A 16223-nucleotide genomic window follows, 5' to 3' on the forward strand; every position below is an offset into this window, starting at 1 on the left:
CTGGACACCCCCCTTAACGAGTAACGCAGCTTTAAATATGCCACACCATTAACTAACAATATCATATAATAAATATGAACCAAGCTCATTTAAAAAACCTCTACTTATTGCAATCTAAAATATAATTCTCTAACCCCCAGCTGCTACCGCTGAAGCGCCAATACTTGGCCCTCCATTGCAGGGCGTCCGGCTCCAGATCGATTTCCAGGTTCAGCCCCGGGGCGCTCAGCCCGTGCAGGTGGCCGCTGCCGTAGGTGTGCCAGTTGAGCGCGGGTAGCTCGCCGAACTGGCTCTGCTGCTGCCACTGCCTCGTGAGCAAAAGCGCTGCAGTTATTCTGTGAATCCAGGACCTCATAGACCAAGCTAGAACAGAGTTTTGAGCACCCTCAGTTAATCACATGAGACTCGACATCTAGTTGATTTCGGTTAATGTATTTTTTTCAAAAAACAAGTTGATTTCATTTACTGTTATTGAGTTGTTATTCTTTGGCTCTTTAATGACAATCATATGGTCAGATATTTCTGCCAAGTTATTTATTTTCTCCACAATCTCATCTCTATTTTGTCCAATCCATTCATTTTTAAGAAGCTCGCGAAAGATGTCTTTATGTTGGTTCTGTGATTGATAGCTGCTTTTTAAATGAGTGTATGAAATACTGACGTCTATTAAGAAAAATAGAGTTACAATGAACGCTAAAGACATGATTGCTGTAATTATAATCAACACAGATATTCTCACTTTTATCTTCCCGCTTCATTTGATTCTTTAGCAAATGTGCGGCAATGATTTGCTGACCAAGGTTTCCAATCGTATTCTTCCCGCTCGGGGTTGTTTGCAATGCTGTCAATATGACTATATACCTGATTCTCATCTAAGCCAGAATAGCAGGTCATTTCTGCATGGGTCCCTCTACCCGGGAGCTCCGACAAAGCTTCTCTTAACACTTCCAATGAAGTATTTGTAGGGCTTCCGTCGCTACTTATTGTTAAATCAGGCATATCAACTCTTCTCACATTCCCACCATTACCTGGCAAAGCTACACCGATAACGCCATTCTGATCAGCAGCATATCTCCCATATTCATAATATTATGTCTCACCTTCTGAATTATAACCTAATACACCAGAATGCCCCCCTAGCATGATTGAGCTAAACCCTAGTCCAGTACTAATAGGGTAGTCAGGGAAATGTACATAGCATCCTGCCAAACCCATCGGATCCACCGCCCCTCTCGGATTTGTCACATACCCATATAAGTTAGTGCCACCGCGCAACTCAATCGGATCCTGACTCACATACCGCCCTTGCTGCGGGTCGTAATACCGGTGCCGGTTGTAATAGAGCCCGCTCTCTTCATCCTGCCACTGCCTCTGGAACCGAATCGGCTGACGGGCACTGCCACGCACATTTTTCACCGCCGCCCAGTCATCGGGCTGGCCCTGCCAAGGGGTCGCCACTGCGTCTTTCGACCAGGGTCACCAGTCCGGATTGTTTGTGGCCCTTAAGCATCGTGTCGCCTTCCCAATGTCCGATATGACGCCGTTCTTCCACCCTGGCAGGACGCTGCTCAATGCCTACTCGGTGCGGGATTTTGCCTAACCCCGTCCACTTAGCCAATTGACGCTGATAGCGCCGCTGGCGTGGCAGCCGGAGCCGTTTCCATAAGGTTCCACCGTGCTTCTTGTCGTCCCGGATTAACGCATAGGTCTACTGATGGCTTACGCAGACTCCGTTGGCATTGGCCATAAAACCACTGATTTGCTGAGGGCTCCATTCGTCCATCAATTGGCCAGTGACCCAACAAATCAGGCTGGGAAGCCGCTTCGTCACTTTCCAGGCGGTGCGGCGGCGCTGATAACTTGCCAATTGGGCCTGTTCAGGCGCATAACCACGGGCCAGACCGTTACGTTTTATCTCGCGGCTAATGGTGCTGCTGTGAATCCCAATCGCCTTGGCGATCTGTCGCTGGCTGGTGCCGGTCTCAAGATAGGCAAAAATTTGGTATCGTTGGCTCTGGGTCAGCTGTCGGTATCCTATACTCTACTTCACTTTGGTAGGTAAGGTAGAGAGGATACCGGGGCTGGCCCTCCTGCCTCTACCTTGTGATCCAAAGTGCTGCGCTTATTCTATGAATTCAGACTCTAAAAAATTAATTATTTTTAAAATAATTAATTAAATAATAACCTAGAATAAAAAATGTGGACATAACTGAAGTTATTGCAGTTAAAAACATAATTATGGCAAAACCTCCTTTTATTTGAGAAGTAATTAGGTTTTCAGGAAAAAAGGCCACAAATCCAAAGCTCGAAAAACAAATCACATATGACCAAAACCGAAATTTACCAATTGTTTGGATACTAATTTTCATCGAAAAAATCTCTTACATTGCCTAAAACAGTTGTACTCGACTTACAGTTTTGAAGTCCTGCGGCTAAGCCGCTTGCCGGACCGAGCCAACCACTTTCCGCTGAATAAGAACCATCTCCTGTATCAATCGAACCACCACCCCCTTTTATAGCGCCAGCTCTTACAAAGGCTCCCCACGTTTCCGTAACTCCATCTTCAAGAGGACTAGAACTAACACCAACACTTTCGCCAAAACCACCACCTCTAAATATACCTAGCCCGTATTATTGGCACTCATTTAAGACATAACCATAGTTACCTGAACTATCTACTTTTATTCCAGATGAAACGGTTTGCCAAAAACTCCGCCAAATGTCTCTGCAGAAACATTTGGCTCAATTGTTACAGCTCTCTCAATAGATCTTGGTGATGGTCGAGTATATCCATCTTGCATAGCTGTCGACAGCGGCTCCAAATGATGCATATTTGCCCCGAATAGACCTAACGGATCCACCACTCCCATCGGATTAGCCACATACCCATACAAATTGGTGCCACCCTGCAACCCAATCGGATCCTGGCTCACATACCGCCCCTTCTGCGGGTCGTAGTACCGGTGCCGGTTGTAATAGAGCCCACTCTCCTCGTCCTGCCACTGCCCCTGGAAGCGAATCGGCTGACGGGCACTGCCACGCACATTTTTCTCCGCCGCCCAGTCATCGGACTGGCCCTGCCACTGCGTTTCGCCGTCGGCGGCAACGAGCTGCATCGGGGTGCCAATCGCATCCGTGACGAAGGCGCTGAGCTGTGGGCCTTCCTGGGTGTCGTCGATGCGCAGCATGGGCGCGAAGCTGCCCGGCTCGTAGACGATGGTCGAGCGCTGACTATCGCTGTCTTCCCGCACAATCCGGTCATTGTCCCAGCCGTAGTAGGTGATTACGGTGGTGCCGTTAGTATGGTGCACGGTCTTGTTGATCCGGCGGCCCAGCCACTCGTAGTGGTAGTTGGCTTCTGTGGTATGGCCGTAGGCGCTGGTGTGGGTGAGCTGTACCAAGCGGTTGGCACCGACGTAGACGAGTGTCAGGCGCTCGCCGTCCGTTTGTTGTATTGGCAAGCTCAAGCTGCAGGAAGTCGAGCGCCATAAATACGCTGCTTAGAGACAGCTATTTGGACACTGGGTTGAAAATTACTGCTGCTGGCTGCTGGTGAGGCGGCCAGCGGCGTCGTACCTGTACGCGATAACCTTGGTATAATCGCTTTATTCTGCCCATCAAAAAAGGAGTAAATGTCCCCACTTATTGGTTACAGCCCTTTGATATAACTGAGCGTTGCCGTGTCCATCATCTAGAAGGTTGGCCATGTTCACTAAAAATAATGCCGTAAGCTTGGCTTGCTCTATTGTAAGTTTTTCAAGTATCTCTGCGTCTGAAAACATGCCAAGAAACATGGAGTTAAAATAGTCGCAGAGGTTCCCCTTATTCATATTTTTAACCTCATAAAAATAACCAAGAAATGCGGGGAGATAGTAAAGTTCACCAGTATAACTCAGTCCAGGAAACTGAGCCCACGCATATCCGAACTCACGCGCCTCATCAAAATCAACTTCAGGCCATTTCTTCTCATAAAAAATAGACTGCTGCCTTATCATAAGTCTTCTATCAATTTCATCGCTATAACATCCTTCAATAGGAAGAAGCAAGTTGCTTGAAGGTAGCTCCAAAGGGAAGTTGTTAAGCAGATTTTTCCTATATACTTCTTGGTTAGAAATTAATAAGCTTTCCATAATATCCTCATCAATAAAATAGGAGTTTTCTATTGAAAAATTAAGTTTCCATGCCCCTTACTTTCGTAATCTCGTGTACAGGACATCGATTTTCTTAAATTATTATTTATTTCATTATTTTGACCTGAGTCACCTCCAGAAAAACACCTCCTTGCAACATTTATTCGGGCTTGAGCGCAAGCATCAAAAATCTCTGCTTTTTCATAATCAATATCGGTTTCACCGCACATTTTGAGATTTTTTGTTCTACTGCAAGCTTCATCTTTTTGCCTCTCTAATTCATCATACTCATCAGGTGTGCAATTTCCCCCATAGCCGGGTAAAGAGCGAGCCCCAGCTGTGGCCTGGTGTGCAGCAGTGAGTCGATCTGCCTCTTGGGCTCTAGATAATTCTGATGTTGAACCCGGTATGGTTGCTACTACAGCCGTAGCAGCTGCTACTCCTACACCTGTAATCCATTGTGCTGCAGAAGCGCATACGGGAGTAACAGCTGGAATTGCACATGCTGCGGCCGGGTTTAAACCTAACGGATCCACCATCCCCGTTGGATTAGCCACATACCCATACAAGTTGGTTCCACCCCGCAACCCAATCGGATCCTGACTCACATACCGCCCTTGCTGCGGGTCGTAATACCGGTGGCGGTTGTAGTAAAGCCCACTCTCCTCGTCCTGCCACTGGCCCTGAAACCGAATCGGCTGCGCTGTATTGCCACGAATGTTCTTCACCGCCGCCCAGTCATCGGGTTGACCCTGCCACTGCGTTTCGCCGTGGGCGGCCACGAGCTGCATCGGGGTGCCAATCGCATCCGTGACGAAAGCGCTGAGCTGTGGGCCTTCCTGGGTGTCGTCGATGCGCAACATGGGCACAAAGCTGCCCGGCTCGTAGACGATAGTCGAGTGCTGATTGTCGCTTTCTTCGCGCACGAGGCGGTCGCCGTCCCAGCCGTAGTGGGTGGTGGCGGTGGTGCCGTTTTCATGGCGCACGGTCTTGCTGATGCGGCGGCCCAGGCCGTCGTAGCGGTAGGTGGCATCGACCGTACGGCCCCGCTCGCTTGCGCGGGTGAGCCGGACCAGCCGATTGGCACCATCAAAACCGAGTGTCAGGCAGTCGCCGTTGGCGGCCTGCCTTTCGATCATGTTGCCTGCGCCGTCGAAGCGGTGGCGGGCACCGTCCAGGTGGTCGAGGCGGTTGTCGGTGATGGCCTGTTGGCCGTCCAGGCGGTTACCGGCGGCGTCCACGGCGTAGCGGTGGGCCTGGTCGCCGTGCTGGCTGCCGGTCAGGCGGCCGGCGGCGTCATAGCTGTAGGCGATGACGCGGGAGGCCTGGTCACTCTGCACGCTTCTGAAACTCATCCGGCCCAGGGCGTCGTACTGGTACTGCTGCCCGCCGCCGTTCTGCGCGCCGCGCAGCGTAAGGTGATCGAGCTGGCCGAGGGCGTTCCACTCGTGCTGGTGGGTGGCGCCGCCCGGGTCGGTCACCGTCGTGGCACGGTCGGGCAGGCGCTCATCGTCGTAAGCAAACGCCGTGGTGCCTGTCGGCCCCGTCACTTCCACCGGCTGACCACGTTCGTTACGAGTGATCTGCCAGTGCTGGCTCTCCGGCCCTTCGATGCTCACCGTGTCGCCCAACGCATCGCGCTCGATGTCCCAGCGCTGACCGTCCGGCGTGACGTGTCCAATCACTAGGCCATTCTCGTGACGCTCGATGTGCGTTTCGCGGCCCAGCGGGTCCACCGTGGCGATCTTGCGCCCGGCACGATCATGGCGGAACTCGATGCGCGAGCCGTCGGCGCGGGTGTGGGCGGTCCAGTGCTTGTCGGGGCTGAAACTTGACGCTGTCACAGATGACCCATTCATTTCCCAAACCGCTTGGTGCACTACCTCAGCCTATGAGGCTGGCTGACACAGAGTTTTGAACACCTTCGCGAGTCATGATCAAAGGCCTTCAACACCACGCTACCGCCAAGGAAAATAGCACGCCCTCTCCCTTTCGATGCTTAATTAAGCAATGCCTGCACTATGCTTAATGCTTGAGCTTAGGATTATTGTTTATTAAAAAAGTAGAAAATGGCCCCAGTTGCTTGTGAGTTCTTTTTGATACTCTTGTTCGTCCCCATACGTGTCATCAACCAAGTTTGATAGATTAACCAAAAATAAAGCTATTAGCTTGCTTTGGTCAATGGTGAAGCTCTCCGTTGCTCCTTTGTCCCCTAGTACGCTGAAAAATATAGAATCAAAGTAATCGGCAACATTTCCTTTTTTTAGATTTTCAACCTCATAAAAATAACTTAGAAATGCTGGAAGATAATAAATTTCGCCCAACTTACTCAATGCTGAAAAAGGCCCCCAATGAAAGTCAAACTCTTTCGCGTTATCAAAGTCAACTTCGCTCCAAATTTTTCCATGAAAAATGGCATGTTGCTTGAAGAAATTTTCTTCATCAGATAAATCGCCATAAGTTTTTAGAATGGGGAGAAATAGATCCCCATTTGGAAGCTTTGTCTCAAACTCCTTAAGAAGTTTTTTTCTATATATCTCTTGGTTGGAGAGCCTTGAAATGAACATTTTTCACCGTTATAAAATCGTCAAATAGGTATTAGCCTACTTAAATATAAGGTTATCACCTTTTCCCTCATACTCTCTAGTGCAAGTCATTGCATTTCTCAAGTTTTGATTTATTTGGTCATTATGACCTGCGTCACCTCTAGCAAAACATCTCCTAGCTATATTAATCCTAGCCTGAGCACAAGCGTCGAAAAGCTCAGCTCTACCATAATCAATCTCATTGCGACCACACATACCAAGCCCTTTTGTTCTGTTACACGCCTCATCTTGTTGCCTCGCTAATTCATCATACTCATCAGGTGTGCAATTTCCTCCATAGTCGGGTAAAGAGCGAGCCCCAGCTGTGGCCCGGTGTGCAGCAGTGAGTCGATCTGCCTCTTGTGCTCTTGATGATTCTGATGTTGAACCAGATATAGTTGCTACTACACCCGTAGCAGCTGCCACTCCTACACCTGTAATCCATTGCGCTGCAGAAGCGCATACGGGAGTAACAGCTGGTATCGCACATGCTGCAGCCGGGTTTAAACCTAACGGATCCACCATCCCCGTTGGATTAGCGACATACCCATACAAATTCGCTCCACCCCGCAACCCAATCGGATCCTGACTCACATACCGCCCTTGCTGCGGGTCGTAATACCGGTGGCGGTTGTAGTAAAGCCCACTCTCCTCGTCCTGCCACTGGCCCTGAAACCGAATCGGCTGCGCTGTATTGCCACGAATGTTCTTCACCGCCGCCCAATCATCGGGCTGGCCCTGCCACTGCGTTTCGCCGTTGGCGGCCACGAGCTGCATCGGGGTGCCAATCGCATCCGTGACGAAGGCGCTGAGCTGTGGACCTTCCTGGGTGTCGTCGATACGCAGCATGGGCACGAAGCTGCCCGGCTCGTAGACGATGGTCGAGTGCTGGCTCTCGCTTTCTTCGCGCACGATGCGGTCGCCGTCCCAGCCGTAGTGGGTGGTGGCGGTGGTGCCGTTTTCGTGGCGCACGGTCTTGCTGATGCGGCGGCCCAGGCCGTCGTAGCGGTAGGTGGCATCGACCGTACGGCCCCGCTCGCTTGCGCGGGTGAGCTGGACCAGCCGATTGGCTCCATCGTAACCGAGTGTCAGGCGGTCGCCGTTGGCGGCCTGCTTTTCAATCATGTTGCCCGCGCCGTCGAAGCGGTGGCGGGCGCCGTCCAGGTGGTCGAGGCGGTTGTCGGTCAGCGCCTGTTGGCCGTCCAGGCGGTTACCGGCAGCATCGAGGGCGTAGCGGTGGGCCTGGTCGCCGTGCTGGCTGCCGGTCAGGCGGCCGGCGGCATCATAACTGTAGGCAATAACGCTGGAGGCCTGGTCACTCTGCACGCTTCTGAAACTCATGCGGCCCAGGGCGTCGTACTGATACTGCTGCCCGCCGCCGTTCTGCGCGCCACGCAGCGTAAGGTGATCGAGCTGGCCGAGGTTCGTGTAGCCGCGCTCCAGAATCAGGGGCTGTACCTGGTCACCCGATGCCAGCGTCAGGCGGCGCAGGGTTTCACGGTGCAGGGCATCCGGCTCCAGGTCGATTTCCAGGTTCAGCCCCGGGGCGCTCAGCCCGTGCAGGTGGCCGCTGCCGTAGGTGTGCCAGTTGAGCGCGGGTAGCTCGCCGAACTGGCTCGCTTGCGGGGCGCCGTTGGCGGTGAGGGTGTGCTGCTGCTGCCACTGCCAGCCGCTACCGCCTTCGATACCCGCGTGGCGCTGCTGCTCGCCGACCAGCCGCGGTGATTTTCAACCCAGTTGTCCAAATAGCTGCGCTTAAGCAGCCTGTTTATTACGCTCGATTTCCTGCAGCTTGCCAGGGTTGAGCGATACCGAACCGGGTACCTCCCAGTTTCGGGTCTTGCCCGACCAACGCTGTGGATGTCGACGCTTAGCACTTTCATAAACCGCTTTCCGGTGCTCAAGACGTTCTCGGTCGACACCTCGATGCCGATCAGCGGGTGTCACGTACCGAAGGCCACTATGCAGGTGCTGTTCGTTGTAACCCTGCTCGAACGTCAGCATCCAGTCACGCACTGCGCTCAGCGATGCAAAGCCCTTGCTGGGCCATGCCGGACAGTATTTGACAGTACGGAACAGCGCTTCCGAGTATGGGTTGTCATTGCTCACTCCTGGTCGGCTGTAAGACATCAACATCCCCAGTTCTGTTAACCTCGCTTTAAGCGTATAAGACGTCATCGGCGCACCATTATCCGAGTGCAACACCGGGGGCTGATGCCAGCATCCTTCTCGCAATAAGGCGCGTTCCAACAAGTGTTTCGCTAACTCGCCTGATTCCGCATCATGGACTTCCCAGGCGATGATTTTGCGACTGTAGATATCCATGATCAGATAGAGATACCAGTGCTGGCCACGCACAACGGAAGAGCAGTAGCTGATGTCTCAGCACCAGACCTGGTTTGGCCCGGTTGCAGTAAAGCTTGTCGGCTCAGGTACTTGGCGGCGTGGCTTCATTCGCCCCCGGTGCTGCTGCTGTTGGTGCTTTTTCAGTACTCGATAGAACGACGACTCGGAGGCCAGGTAGGTCCCTTGATCTGCCAATGAGGGCACGATTTGAGATGGCGGCAGGCTCTGATACTCGGGGCGATTGCAGGCGTTTAAAATGGCCTGTTCCTCCTCGTGAGTCAGCTGATGCGGCTGACTGCCTTGTACCGCGTGTGGACGCTGATCCTCAACCACAGCGCCACACCCGGAACGCCAGCGTTTCAACGTGCGCTCGCTCACGTCTATCATCGCCGCGGCTTTATAACGGGAAGCGCCCCCCGTTACCGCCTCATCAAACAACGTAATGAGCCTTGCACGTTCCTCAAGAGGCGTCAGTCGTCCTCGCCGCTGTTCGGGTCTTCGCCGTACAAGGCGTCGAGCTTTTTTGAGAGCACCAGCAATGACGTGGTTTCCGCTAAGGCTCTGTCTTTACGACGGACTTCCGCTTTGAGCTGCTTGATCGTTTGACGGTCTTGTTTACGCTGTTTTTGTGCCGTTCTTTGCTGGTCTTCTTGTTGGCCAGCGCCCTGGAGGCAAGCGGCTTTCCACTGCTGGATTTGCTCAGGATAAAGGCCTTTCTCGCGGCAGTAAGTCCCAAGCTCTGTCTCTGACAGGGTAGCAGTTTCGATGACCACGGCGAGCTTGGCATCAGGCGACCATTCGTTGTCGCTTTGGGTGTAACCTGGCACAGGTACTCCTTTTTCTCGACACTGTTTTAACCAACTATACAGCGTCGCGTCAGAGATGCCTTCTTCCGTTGCGACCGATACCACACTGCGATTGTAGGGTGGCAATAACTTTTTCAGAACGGCTGCTTTACGCTCTGCAGAATAACGTGGCACAAGGGCTCCATGCCGCTCCCTCTGGATTAGATTTAGGCAATATCGCCAATCAGACAACTAGGCTGACAGAGGGGGGCCGCTGGGCGTCGTCGTACTGGAACGCGACTTCGCCGTGCTCGTTGGTGACGCTCATGAGCTGGCCGTTGGCGCCCCAGCGGTACTGCTCAGTGCTGGCTAGAAAGAGACGCAATATTTTGTTGCGTTCTTAACTATTACACTCTGGGACCAAAAACCTAGCAGTACTGGCCGGTGCAAACCGGCAAGGAACAAAATATTTTATTACGCCCACAACCATTACTTCTCGAGACCAAACACCTGTCACATTATAGCTGCACTTAAATTATTAAGGAGCTAGAATTTTTAGATTGTCTCCACAGTCTCACAGCTTTTATTGATATTTTATATATTCTACCATGAGGCTTGGCTATCTAATCCAGCTCATCAATCTATCTTCTAAATAACTCTTAATTTCTGACTGAGCTTTAATGCTTTCAATTGAAAATGAAAAACTAACCATTATATCTGGATTAAGAAGAAACTTATGCGTACAACTAACATCTCTTATTTCAGTAGAGCTGGATCCGTAGCATGACGCTATAAAGAAATCGTTTTTATTGTCCGGGAGCCTACCTGAAGGTGATTGAGATAAAACATAAAAAAGCCCTCTATATCCTTTTTTTTCATAAACAAAGTAATAACCACTAACTTCGTCAAAAACCACTTCTCTGTCTTTAAATCGATTTACTGCATACCACAAATCTTCTAGTTCTCGTGAACTATAGAATCTTTCTCTTTCAACGTCATTGATAAAATAAACAGCACCGGTTACATCTTTTTTTTTCGAGCCCACTCGCACTGCATAGCTATCAACTATAGAGGCTATCTCCTCCCCATCAAAATAAAACAAAAAGCTATCAACTTCTTTATCAATACCACTTAATGATTCAATCCATTTTAAAAATGATAATTTAGGACTATTTTCTTTTGGCAGCTCAAATACATAGGGCCCGACTCCATATTTAACATCTTGATTGTTAAAATATATAAAAACTGCAAGCACGGTTAGAACAAAGAGTTTTATAGCAATTATTTTTATCATTTCGAGTCACATCCCTTACACCATAACCAATCCCAGACAGTAGCCTCTCCTGGAGTTCCTGTTATGGGTGTTCCGCCAAAAGTGCTATTTGGGAGTCCTAAATCATTGAAGATATCATGATGATATTCCGCAATCTGGACTGGGTTAAGCAATCCTGGAACTCCTAAGTCATCTTGTTCTACAGCATTAGCATGTGCATTCATTAGCCTTACTTGTACATCTTTCGTATCGATATCGATACCACGGAAAAAAGCTGCACTTTTCAAACGAAAATTAGCTGAAGCCATTATACAAGCATCGAAGGAAGAACATTCATTCCTTACTACCATTAGTGCTCTAGCAGCATAGGCGTCTCCAGCTTCCGCTCTGGCAGTGTAATATCCTTCAACATCCTCTGCTAAGCGAAGATCTCTTTGCATTGATGTTTCTCTTAAGGCATTTTCTTGTCCACATTGACTAAGCGGTGTCAAACCTAACGGATCCACCGCCCCCATTGGATTCGCCACATACCCATACAAGTTGGTACCACCGCGCAACCCGATAGGGTCTTGGCTAATGTACCGCCCTTGCTGCGGGTCGTAATACCGGTGGCGGTTGTAGTAAAGCCCGCTCTCCTCATCCTGCCACTGGCCTTGGAAGCGGATCGGCTGGGTGGTGTTGCCGCGGACGTTTCTTACCGCCGCCCAGTCATCGGGCTGGCCCTGCCACTGCGTTTCGCCGTTGGCGGCAACGAGCTGCATCGGGGTGCCAATCGCATCCGTGACAAAGGCGCTGAGTTGCGGGCCTTGCTGGGTGTCGTCGATGCGCAGCATGGGAACGAAGCTGCCCGGCTCGTAAACGATGGTCGAGCGCTGATTCTCGCTTTCTTCCCGCACGATGCGGTCGCCGTCCCAGCCGTAGTGGGTGGTGGCGATGGTGCCGTTTTCGTGGCGCACGGTTTTGCTGATGCGGCGGCCCAGGCCGTCGTAGCGATAGGTGGCCTCGACCGTACGGCCCCGCTCGCTTGTGCGGGTGAGCCGGACCAGCCGATTGGCTCCATCGTAACCAAGTGTCAGGCGGTCGCCGTTGGCAGCCTGCTTTTCGATCATGTTGCCCGCGCCGTCGAAGCGGTGGCGGGCACCGTCCAGGTGGTCGAGGCGGTTGTCGGTCAGCGCCTGTTGGCCGTCCAGGCGGTTACCGGCGGCATCGAGGGCGTAGCGGTGGGCCTGGTCGCCGTGCTGGCTGCCGGTCAGGCGGCCGGCGGCGTCATAGCTGTAGGCGATAACGCTGGAAGCCTGGTCACTCTGCACGCTTCTGAAACTCATGCGGCCCAGGGCGTCGTACTGGTACTGCTGCCCCCCGCCGTTCTGCGCGCCGCGCAGGGTCAGGTGATCGAGCTGGCCGAGGTTCGTGTAGCCGCGCTCCAGAATCAGGGGCGGCGCCTGGTCGCCCGATGCCAGAGTCAGGCGGCGCCGGGTTTTCCGGTGCAGGGCGTCCGGCTCCAGGTCGATCTCCAGGTTCAGCCCCGGGGCGCTCAACCCGTGCAGGTGGCCGCTGCCGTAGGTGTGCCAGTTGAGCGCGGGTAGCTCGCCGAACTGGCTCGCTTGCGGGGGCGCCGTGGGCGGTGAGGATGTACTGACACAGAGTTTTGCCCCCCTCCTTACTCAAGTTGCTCTATGCAGGTATACCGTTCTAAACGCTGGACGCACCCGTGCAGAACTGGAATTTAACGCTGTCACAGATGGCCATTCACTTCCCTGGGCGCCTGGACCACCACGTCAGCCTATGAGGCTGGCTGACACAGAGTTTTGAACACCCTCTGCGGGATCTGATACGTACAAGCCTAATTCTCATGATTCATTTCGATGAGTAGCCCTAAAGCAAAACAAATTTGTAATTAACATCAAGTTTACTCCTATAGCTATGGAGCTTGTTTTTTTTCCAACTAAACTTTGAAGCTCCTCTTGATAATGCACTATCAAAAGAAGAGCTCCTAGTAAAGCCAAGATTACATATCCTGTTCCGCGCGCCACTTTCACTAGTTCTTTTCTGTAGTAGGAATTGAACAGTGGTAAGAATATAGATGTCATGATGAGTAAGGGCGCCTCTATAGGGTTTTTAGTGAATATATAAAAAATTGGGATAAGCATGGCGCATGTAATGCTTATCCAGTAAGTAGCAAATGAACACGCTAGGCATATTTCTTTTCTTCTTATCACTCGCTGCCCCCTTCTTCTGATGATGAGGCAGGAATGGTTCCTTTAGGGCCAAATAAAGCAAAAATATGGGAGTGAATGTATGCCATTCCAGTAGTTGACCAAAGGCCCGCCGACGTTGCAGCGTTACCCCTTATAATGGGTCCGGTACGACCTAATGCCTGACCACCATACCCAATAGCCCCTGTTATTATTCCCGCATCAGTTCCAATCGGAGAAGGGATTGCAGTGTTGTATATAAGCTCTTGATTTTCACGAAAAGAGTTATCTTCTGGCAAACCTATTTTTTCTCCGTGCATTGATTCTGGCAAACCGTCAACACGCATGTTATGCAGTGGTTCCTCACTCCTGTTTAAAGGAGAAGGAGAGCTTTTCATAGATGCTAGAAATTTATCCCAGAGGCTGCCACTTTGTGAACAAGGTTGTGCGGCGCCTGTTGATTCCGCTTGTTCCACAGATCTGGAAATATAGTTTGACTGCGAATATGGGCCGCTGCCTAGCCCATAAGGCCCTCCACTTAAACCCAACGGATCCACCGCCCCCATTGGATTAGCCACATACCCATATAAGTTAGTGCCACCCCGCAACCCAATCGGATCCTGACTCACATACCGCCCCTGCTGCGGGTCGTAATACCGATGCCGGTTGTAATAGAGCCCACTCTCCTCGTCCTGCCATTGCCCCTGGAACCGAATCGGCTGACGGGCACTTCCATGCACATTCTTCACCGCCGCCCAGTCATCGGGCTGGCCCTGCCACTGCGTTTCGCCGTTGGCGGCAACGAGCTGCATCGGCGTGCCAATCGCATCCGTGACAAAGGCGCTGAGTTGCGGGCCTTCCTGGGTGTCGTCGATGCGCAACATGGGCACAAAACTGCCCGGCTCGTAGACGATGGTCGAGCCCTGATTTTCGGACGCTTCGCGCACAATCCGGTCGCCGTCCCAGCCGTAGTGGGTGGTGGCGGTGGTGCCGTTTTCGTGGCGCACGGTTTTGCTGATGCGGCGGCCCAGGCCGTCGTAGCGGTAGGTGGCATCGACCGTACGGCCCCGCTCGCTTGCGCGGGTGAGTTGAACCAGGCGGTTGGCACCGTCGTAACCAAGCGTCAGGCGGTCGCCGTTGGCGGCCTGCTTTTCGATCATGTTGCCCGCGCCGTCGAAGCGGTGGCGGGCACCGTCCAGGTGGTCGAGGCGGTTGTCGGTCAGCGCCTGCTGGCCGTCCAAGCGGTTACCGGCGGCATCGAGAGCGTAGCGGTGGGCCTGGTCGTCGTGCTGGCTGCCGGTCAGGCGGCCTGCGGCATCGTAGTTGTAGGCAATAACGCTGGAGGCCTGGTCACTCTGCACGCTTCTGAAACTCATGCGACCCAGAGCGTCGTACTGATACTGCTGCCCGCCGCCGTTCTGCGCGCCACGCAGGGTCAGGTGATCGAGCTGGCCGAGGTTCGTATAGCCGCGCTCCAGAATCAGGGGCGGCGCCTGGTCGCCCGCTGCCAGGGTCAGGCGGCGCCGGGTTTCACGGTGCAGGACGTCCGGCTCCAGGTCGATCTCCAGGTTCAGCCCCGGAGCGCTCAACCCGTGCAGGTGGCCGCTGCCGTAGGTGTGCCAGTGGAGCGCAGGTAGCTCGCCGAACTGGCTCGCTTGCGGGGCGCCGTTGGCTTTGAGCTGCTGACACAGAGTTTTGAACACTCTCTCCTACGGCAGGATTTATGCAGTGTTTCCTTAACGGGGCGGATGCAGTTTCTGAGTGCAACACCATCAATGTATCGATGACGGAACCTCATGGTATTTCGCCATCTGCTCACTCATCACTTCAATTGGACACTTGAAGTCGAAGCGCTTCCGCGGGCGCATGTTCAGCTCAAGCGCGATCTCATCCAGCTCTTTCTGGCTATAGATCGATAAATCCGTTCCCTTGGGCAAGTACTGCCGTATGAGACCATTGATATTGAGGGGGCGGCCATCCGCTTGGCGCCTCTCTGCCATGGACTATGTGGATCGCAGAAATAGATGGCTACACCGGTATTCTGGGTAATCTTGGCGTGCTGTGTCATCTCGCGTCCCTGGTCATACGTCATGCTCTTCCGTGCAGCTAATGGCATCCTGTTCAGCGCAGCACTAAAACCTTCCACGGCCGAGGTGGCGGTCGCATCGTTCATCTTCGCCAGAATCAAGTAACCGCTTTTGAGTTCAACAAGGGTCCCAACAGCTGATGCGTTGCCCTTGCCTTTGATCAGGTCGCCCTCCCACTGAGCCGGCACACCGGTGCCCGGGAAATTCACGTTTCTCTACCTCGGGTGGACGGAGGTGGATGCTAACCATATCAGGAATCTGGTTGCGCCTATCCACTTGCCCACGTCGTGGCTTACGGGCGGATTTTCCTTGCCGCAAGCAGTGGATCAGTTCCTTTCGCAGCTCACCCACGGGCAACGCGTATATAGCACTGTAGATCGTTTCACGGCAGACGTAAGCGTCTCGGAGGTCAGGAATATTCATATCCCTGAGCTTGCCGCTAATCTGTTCGGGAGACAAGCGACGACGCAGCATGTACTGAATCAGGGCGAACCGAGGGCTGCCCGGAAGCAGTTTGCGCTTTGGTCGACAGTTGCCTCGACGATCATGACGGCGCTGTTGCGCATCTAGTGCGCGATACCGATCATCAGGCGATCCATTGCGCCGTATCTCTCGACTAATTGTCACTGGGGATCTCTCAAGCAAGGTGGCTACCTTCCTGATGCTCAAACCTTGTGCGAGACTGACTTGGAGCGTCGCGCGCTCTTCGATACAAAGTTCAGAATATGACATGGGGTCAACACCTTACCGGTTTGGTCAGGTGTTGCACTCAGTTTCTGCGGCCAAGCGGTATTACACTCAGTATCTGCATCCGCCCATCGT

At 52.6% G+C, this 16223-nt stretch carries 13 protein-coding genes and 5 pseudogenes; 3 read left to right on the plus strand and 15 right to left on the minus strand.

The features are described from left to right. Positions 1-100 precede the first annotated feature (100 nt). The 10 genes and pseudogenes from ACWHRL_RS14985 to ACWHRL_RS15030 all read right to left on the minus strand — a co-directional run bounded on the left by ACWHRL_RS14985 (position 101) and on the right by ACWHRL_RS15030 (position 7687). Complete coding sequence (locus ACWHRL_RS14985) at positions 101-319, minus strand: hypothetical protein (protein WP_447894303.1); 219 nt, start codon at positions 317-319, stop codon at positions 101-103. Positions 320-412: 93 nt separating this feature from the next. Then, positions 413-727: an Imm58 family immunity protein gene (locus ACWHRL_RS14990; protein ID WP_447894304.1), complete on the minus strand. Its 315-nt coding sequence runs from the start codon at positions 725-727 to the stop codon at positions 413-415. Between the two features lie 14 nt (positions 728-741). Next, a pseudogene (locus ACWHRL_RS14995) lies at positions 742-1077 on the minus strand (hypothetical protein); the annotation flags it as partial. A 12-nt stretch (positions 1078-1089) separates the two neighbouring features. Then, on the minus strand, positions 1090-1458 hold the full coding sequence (locus ACWHRL_RS15000) for an RHS repeat-associated core domain-containing protein (protein WP_447894305.1): 369 nt from the start codon (positions 1456-1458) through the stop codon (positions 1090-1092). Further along, a pseudogene (locus ACWHRL_RS15005) lies at positions 1442-2038 on the minus strand (IS30 family transposase); the annotation flags it as partial. The pseudogene ACWHRL_RS15005 and the gene ACWHRL_RS15000, both read right to left, overlap by 17 nt. 643 nt (positions 2039-2681) lie before the next feature. After that, the gene (locus ACWHRL_RS15010; RefSeq protein ID WP_447894306.1) at positions 2682-3461 is read right to left on the minus strand and encodes an RHS repeat-associated core domain-containing protein; all 780 of its coding nucleotides are present in this window, start codon (positions 3459-3461) and stop codon (positions 2682-2684) included. A 156-nt stretch (positions 3462-3617) separates the two neighbouring features. After that, entirely contained in the window at positions 3618-4130 is a 513-nt protein-coding gene (locus ACWHRL_RS15015) for a hypothetical protein (RefSeq protein ID WP_447894307.1), read from the minus strand. 29 nt (positions 4131-4159) lie between these two features. After that, the gene (locus ACWHRL_RS15020) at positions 4160-5974 is read right to left on the minus strand and encodes an RHS repeat-associated core domain-containing protein (protein WP_447894308.1); all 1815 of its coding nucleotides are present in this window, start codon (positions 5972-5974) and stop codon (positions 4160-4162) included. 210 nt (positions 5975-6184) lie between these two features. Continuing rightward, entirely contained in the window at positions 6185-6697 is a 513-nt protein-coding gene (locus ACWHRL_RS15025) for a hypothetical protein (RefSeq protein ID WP_447894309.1), read from the minus strand. 36 nt (positions 6698-6733) lie between these two features. After that, on the minus strand, positions 6734-7687 hold the full coding sequence (locus ACWHRL_RS15030) for an RHS repeat-associated core domain-containing protein (RefSeq protein ID WP_447894310.1): 954 nt from the start codon (positions 7685-7687) through the stop codon (positions 6734-6736). Between ACWHRL_RS15030 and ACWHRL_RS15035 the strand changes: the two genes are divergently transcribed. Beyond that, entirely contained in the window at positions 7679-8317 is a 639-nt protein-coding gene (locus ACWHRL_RS15035; protein ID WP_447894311.1) for a hypothetical protein, read from the plus strand. The two genes, ACWHRL_RS15030 and ACWHRL_RS15035, sit on opposite strands and share 9 nt — an antisense overlap. 153 nt (positions 8318-8470) lie before the next feature. Here the strand turns inward: ACWHRL_RS15035 and ACWHRL_RS15040 are convergent. The 3 genes and pseudogenes from ACWHRL_RS15040 to ACWHRL_RS15050 form a co-directional block, all read right to left on the minus strand. Further along, positions 8471-10041, minus strand: a pseudogene (locus ACWHRL_RS15040) (IS3 family transposase). Positions 10042-10465: 424 nt separating this feature from the next. Further along, positions 10466-11140 carry a hypothetical protein gene (locus ACWHRL_RS15045; RefSeq protein ID WP_447894312.1) on the minus strand — a complete coding sequence of 225 codons (675 nt, stop codon included), beginning with the start codon at positions 11138-11140 and terminating at the stop codon, positions 10466-10468. After that, on the minus strand, positions 11137-12075 hold the full coding sequence (locus ACWHRL_RS15050) for an RHS repeat-associated core domain-containing protein (protein ID WP_447894313.1): 939 nt from the start codon (positions 12073-12075) through the stop codon (positions 11137-11139). Before ACWHRL_RS15050 ends, ACWHRL_RS15045 begins: the two co-directional genes overlap by 4 nt. Here ACWHRL_RS15050 and ACWHRL_RS15055 point away from each other — a divergent pair. Continuing rightward, the gene (locus ACWHRL_RS15055; protein WP_447894314.1) at positions 12067-12705 is read left to right on the plus strand and encodes a hypothetical protein; all 639 of its coding nucleotides are present in this window, start codon (positions 12067-12069) and stop codon (positions 12703-12705) included. The genes ACWHRL_RS15050 and ACWHRL_RS15055 overlap by 9 nt on opposite strands. Positions 12706-12776: 71 nt before the next feature. Next, a pseudogene (locus tag ACWHRL_RS15060) lies at positions 12777-12908 on the plus strand (IS256 family transposase); the annotation flags it as partial. A gap of 426 nt (positions 12909-13334) precedes the next feature. Here the strand turns inward: ACWHRL_RS15060 and ACWHRL_RS15065 are convergent. Next, positions 13335-15017: an RHS repeat-associated core domain-containing protein gene (locus tag ACWHRL_RS15065; protein WP_447894315.1), complete on the minus strand. Its 1683-nt coding sequence runs from the start codon at positions 15015-15017 to the stop codon at positions 13335-13337. A 69-nt stretch (positions 15018-15086) separates the two neighbouring features. Further along, positions 15087-16133 (minus strand): annotated as a pseudogene (locus tag ACWHRL_RS15070) (IS30 family transposase). Positions 16134-16223 lie beyond the last annotated feature (90 nt).

This window comes from Vreelandella sp. GE22, assembly GCF_968212445.1.

Bases quoted from the DNA above. Each gene is read 5' to 3' on its own strand.
- ACWHRL_RS15045 (WP_447894312.1), bottom strand. From the start codon at position 11,140: ATGATAAAAATAATTGCTATAAAACTCTTTGTTCTAACCGTGCTTGCA.
- ACWHRL_RS15015 (WP_447894307.1), bottom strand. From the start codon at position 4,130: ATGGAAAGCTTATTAATTTCTAACCAAGAAGTATATAGGAAAAATCTG.
- ACWHRL_RS15025 (WP_447894309.1), bottom strand. From the start codon at position 6,697: ATGTTCATTTCAAGGCTCTCCAACCAAGAGATATATAGAAAAAAACTT.